4 protein-coding genes are annotated in these 5,017 nt (G+C 64.1%); all 4 read right to left on the reverse strand.

Annotated features, from left to right (window positions below):
• Positions 1-620 (reverse strand): LpxD N-terminal domain-containing protein (locus JHC36_RS09835; RefSeq protein WP_287918627.1); only part of this gene is annotated, 620 nt, incomplete at its 3' end.
• Between the two features lie 18 nt (positions 621-638).
• Positions 639-1,160: an OmpH/Skp family outer membrane protein gene (locus tag JHC36_RS09840; protein WP_124219609.1), complete on the reverse strand. Its 522-nt coding sequence runs from the start codon at positions 1,158-1,160 to the stop codon at positions 639-641.
• Complete coding sequence (gene bamA / locus JHC36_RS09845; protein ID WP_287918630.1) at positions 1,160-3,451, reverse strand: outer membrane protein assembly factor BamA; 2,292 nt, start codon at positions 3,449-3,451, stop codon at positions 1,160-1,162. The genes JHC36_RS09840 and bamA overlap by 1 nt, the downstream gene beginning before the upstream one ends.
• A 44-nt stretch (positions 3,452-3,495) precedes the next feature.
• Positions 3,496-4,857, reverse strand: a complete 1,362-nt coding sequence (gene rseP / locus JHC36_RS09850; RefSeq protein WP_287918632.1) for an RIP metalloprotease RseP — start codon at positions 4,855-4,857, stop codon at positions 3,496-3,498.
• Positions 4,858-5,017: the final 160 nt, after the last annotated feature.

Consider the following 5,017-nt stretch of genomic DNA (forward strand, 5'->3'; position numbering starts at 1 on the left):
GACAACGCGCCCCGGTCGACGCAACTGTTGGCCCCGATTTCGACGTCGTCCCCGATCTGCACCGCCCCAAGCTGCTCGATCTTGATCCAATGCCGGTCTTCGTCAAGCGCAAAGCCAAACCCATCGGCCCCGATCACCACGCCGGCATGCAGCAGACAGCGGCGCCCAAGTACGCAATCTTCGCCCACCGTCACATGCGCGCGCAGCACCGTCCCCGCACCGATTCGAGCCCCGCGTTCGACCACGCAGAACGGGCCGATGGAGACATCGTCGCCGATTTCCGCGTCGGGGTCGACAATCGCCGTGGGGTGGATCCCCCGTAGCGCCGGCCCTCGGTGCTCGGCCTTCCAGAGTTGTGTCAGCCGCGCGAAGTAGACATAAGGCCGCTCGGTCACGATGCATGCGCCTCGAGCGCGTGCGGCGACCGCCTGCTCCGGCCCAACGATCACACAGCCCGCGTGCGTGTGGGCAAGTTGGGCCGCGTATTTGGGATGCGCCAGAAAGCTGATTTCATCGGCTCGCGCGCGCTCGAGTGGTGCAATCGCACGCACTTGCAGCGCGGCGTCGCCGTGCAGCGCGCCGCCCAAGCGCTCGACGATGAATCCAAGTGACAGCGCCACCGGGACCGCGCGCGCCGCTTACTTGCCGTTGGCGGCGTTGAGAACCTTGAGCACCTTGTCGGTGATGTCGAGGCGCGGATTGATGTAGACCGCCTCTTGCAGGATGACGTCGTACTTTTCGGACTCGGCGACCTGTTTGACCACCTTATTGGCGCGGTCGATCACCTGCTGCAGCTCTTCGTTCTTGCGAGCCGTCAGGTCCTCCTGGAACTCGCGGCGCTTGCGCTGAAACTCACGGTCTTGCTCGAGCAACTGCTTCTGGCGAGCCGCCCGTTGACTCTCCGACAGCGTCGGAGCCTCACGCTCGAACTTCTCCGACAAGGTCTTGAGCGAGTTGCCGAGGTCCACGAGTTCCTTCTCGCGCTTGGCAAATTCCTGCTCGAGCCGCGCTTGGGCCGCCTTGGCACTGTTGGCCTCGCGGAAGAGGCGCTCCGTGTTGACGAAACCGATCTTGACCTCTTCGGCCACGGCAAGCGTCGAAAAGAGCGCGGAGCCAGCCAGCACCAGGGCCGACCAGAAGGGGGAGCGAAGGTAGTTCATCAGAAGGAAGTCCCGATTTGGAATTGCAGTTTTTGGATTTTATCCCCGGCAAATTTGCGCACCGGCGTCGCCCAAGCCAGCCGCAGCGGTCCGACCGGCGAAATCCAGCTGATGCCGACACCCGCCGACGCCCGCATCTGCGACAGATCGACCTTTTCCGACTCCCCCCAGACGGTACCGACATCGGTGAAGGCGAACAAACGCAGCGTCTTGTCATTACCCGCGCCCGGGAATGGCGCGACGAGCTCACCGTTGAGCGTGATCTTCTTCGGCCCGCCCGCATAGGTTCCGGTGATGCTGCGCGGCCCCAAGGTGGATTGTTCGAAGCCGCGCACCGAACCCAGACCCCCGGAGTAAAAGTTCTTGAACACCGGGAACGGCCGGCCGTTGAGCCCCTTGCCCCAACCAAACTCCGAGTTGAACGCGAGCGTGTATTGACGCGACAGCGGCACGAATTGCTGGAACTGGTAATTGAGCTTGATGAAGCGCGCGTCGCCGCCCACGCCCCACTCGGTGTTGAAGCGTTGGTAACGGCCCCGGTTCGGGGCGAGCGCGCTGTCCCGATCGTCCCGAGCCCAGCCCACGGTCAGCGGCACCGTGTTGCTGGTGTAGCCAAACTGCTCGGCATAGGCCAGATACTCGGCCGGGATGTTCGTGCCCGTCTTGATGCGGGTGCGCTCGATGCCTCCGCCAAAGAACACCGTGTCGTTCTCGGTGAAGGGGACGCCAAAACGCAGAGAGCCGCCTTCGGTGATGAGCTCGTAGTTTCCACCGTAGTTGTTGTAGGGCTTGGAGCTGCGGTGGTAGATGTCGAAGCTGCGCGATATCCCGTCTGCCGTGAAATATGGATCGACGCTGCTGAGCACGAGTACGCGGTTGAACTTGCTGGTGTTGAGTTCGACCGCCAGGTACTGCCCGGTACCAAACGCGTTTTCCTGCTTGAAGCTGAAATTGAGCGACAAGCGCTCGGCGCTCGAAAAGCCAGCCCCAACCTGAACACTGCTGGTCGGCTTTTCGGCCACCGTCAGGTTCAGGTCGACTTGGTCCGGCGCGCCAGGGACGTCTGCCGTCTCGATGTTCACCTCGGTGAAATAGCCCAGGCGGTCGACCCGGTCGCGAGAGAGGCGGATCTTGCGCCCGTCGTACCAGGCTGCCTCATATTGGCGAAATTCGCGCCGGATGACCTCGTCCCGGGTGCGGTCGTTGCCGTTGATGTTGATGCGCCGCACATAAACGCGACGCGACGGATCGGCCGCAAACACCAGCCGCACCACCCGGCGCGCGCGGTCGATTTCGGGGCGAGCTTCGACCCGGGCAAAGGCAAAGCCGAAGTCGCCGAAGCGATCGGTGAACGCCTTGGTGGTCTCAGCCACATCGTTGGCGTTGTACGGCTGCCCCGCCTTGACGGTGATGAGCTGCTTGAACTCGTCCTCGCGGTTGAGATAGTTGCCGGCAAGGTCGACCTCGGAGACGATGTAGGGCTCCCCTTCGGTGATGTTGATGATGATCGACACCTCCTGCTTGTCAGGCGAAATCGCCACTTGCGTCGAGTCGATCCGAAAGTCGATGTAGCCGCGCGAGAGGTAATACGACTTGAGCGTCTCCAAGTCGCCGTTGAGCTTCGTGCGGGAATAACGGTCCGACTTGGTGTACCAGCTGAGCCAGTTGCCGGTATCCAGCTCGAACAAACCGCGCAGCGTCGACTCACTGAAGGCCTGGTTGCCGACGATGCGAATCTCCTTGATCCGCGCGGGCGAGCCTTCGGTCACCGTGAACGTCAGGTTGACGCGATTACGCTCGATGGGCGTCACGGTCGTTTGAATCTCGGCGCCGTAGAGGCTGCGGTTGATGTATTGCCGTTTGAGTTCCTGCGTCGCGCGGTCGATCAGCGCCTTGTCATAGGGCCGCCCCTCGGCCAGACCGACTTCGCGCAGCGACTTCATCAGCACTTCTTTGTCGAACTCGCGCACGCCGGAAAACTCGACGCCCGCCACGGTGGGTCGCTCCTCGACGGCGACGACGACGACATCATCGGCCACCTCGATGCGCACATCCTTGAACACACCCAGCGCATACAGCGCGCGGATGGCCGCCGACGCCTTGTCGTCGTCATAGGTTTCACCGACCCGCAGTGGAATCGAGGCGAAAACGGTGCCGGGCTCCACGCGCTGCAGGCCCTCGATCCGAATGTCGCGGATGGTGAATGGCGCAATCGCTGCGGCCTGACCGGCGGCAAACAGCGTCGCGACCGCCAGGATCGTGGGGCTGAGGCGTGAGGGAAAGATATTCATGAACGAAAGCCGAGCTGGCAAGAGCCGCAAAAAGAGGAGACACCTCAGCCGAACAGCCGCGAGATGTCGTTGAAGAGCGCGATGGACATCAACAGGATCAGCAGGACGACTCCTCCCCGCTGCAGCCGTTCCATCCAGGCGTTGGAAACGGGCCGCCCCGTCACCGCCTCCCAAAGATAATACATCAGGTGCCCTCCATCGAGGACGGGCAGCGGCAGCAGGTTGAGCACGCCGAGACTGATGCTGATCACGGCCAGAAATTGGACATACGCCTGCCAACCGATCGCTACCGACCGCCCCGCGTAATCGGCAATGGTGAGCGGCCCGCTGAGGTTCTTCACCGAAGCCTCGCCGATCAACATACGCCCAATCATGCGCAGCGTCAGCTCACTCATCTCGACCGTGCGCGACAGCGCGCGCTGCACACCCTCCCACGGCCCGTATCGAACCACGACCATCTCCGGCGGTCCGCCGACGTAAGCACCGATTCGACCCACGACCGTCTGAGCTTCTTCGACACGGTCGGGTTGCACCGAAATCACCAGCCGGCGCCCGCCACGCTCGACCTCGAACGCCAGCGGGCCGCGGCCCTGGGACTCCCGAATGAGTCGCCGTAAGGCCTGGCCATCACTCACGACCTGGCCATTGACCCGAAGCACCCGGTCACCGGTTTGCAGGCCAGCTCGCGCGGCAGCACCCTCGGCCTGCAAGTCGCCCAACACGGGTGGCGTCCAGGGACCCGTCAGACCCAGCTGCGCCAGGAGCTGAACGTCCGGGGCCAGGCCCAGGCGGCCAATCGGGAGTCGAATCTGGCGGGGCGCCGCATCACCCGGGCGCTCGACCTCGAGCACCACGTCCCGCTGGCGCACCGCCGCCTGGGTCAGGATCCAGCGCAGCGACTCGAACGATGGGACCTCGCGCCGGTCGTCCGGCTCGATCACCGCGCTGCGCACACGCTCGCCTCCGGACAAGCCCGCCTCGGCCGCCGGCGAGCCTGCCAACGGCGCCGCAAGGATGGGTTGGGGCTCGGCGACCCCGGTCCAATTCAGGGCCGCGTACAACACCACGGCCAGCAGCAAATTGGCCAAAGGGCCAGCCGCGACGATGAAGGCTCGGGCGCCCAGAGGCTTGCGGTTGAAAGCCTGCGGGAGATCGTCGGCCGCGACCGGGCCCTCGCGCTCATCCAGCATCCGGACGTAGCCGCCGAGCGGGAAAGCGCAGAGTGCGAACTCCGTATCCTGACCCGGCCGTTGTCGCCGGGGCTTGTAGCGCAAGAGTTCTGGCCCAAATCCGATCGAGAACCGCAGCACCCGCACCCCCATGGCGACCGCGGCCCGGTAATGCCCCCACTCGTGGATGGCAATCAGGATCGCGATCGTCAGGGCAAAAGCAAGCAGGGTTTGCATGGGAGGGTTTCGTTTCCGACCTCAGAGGCTGAGAGGGAATTGGGCGTGCCCGAAGGGGCGCCCCAAAACGCGCCCGAGTAGGCGCAAAGCACAGCCGTAGCTCGGGCTACGGCGCGCATTTGCAACGCCCTCTGGCGTGTTTTGGGGCGTCAAAGCGGGC

The organism is Tibeticola sp. (assembly GCF_022759015.1).
Classification (GTDB): Bacteria; Pseudomonadota; Gammaproteobacteria; order Burkholderiales; family Burkholderiaceae_C; genus Tibeticola; species Tibeticola sediminis.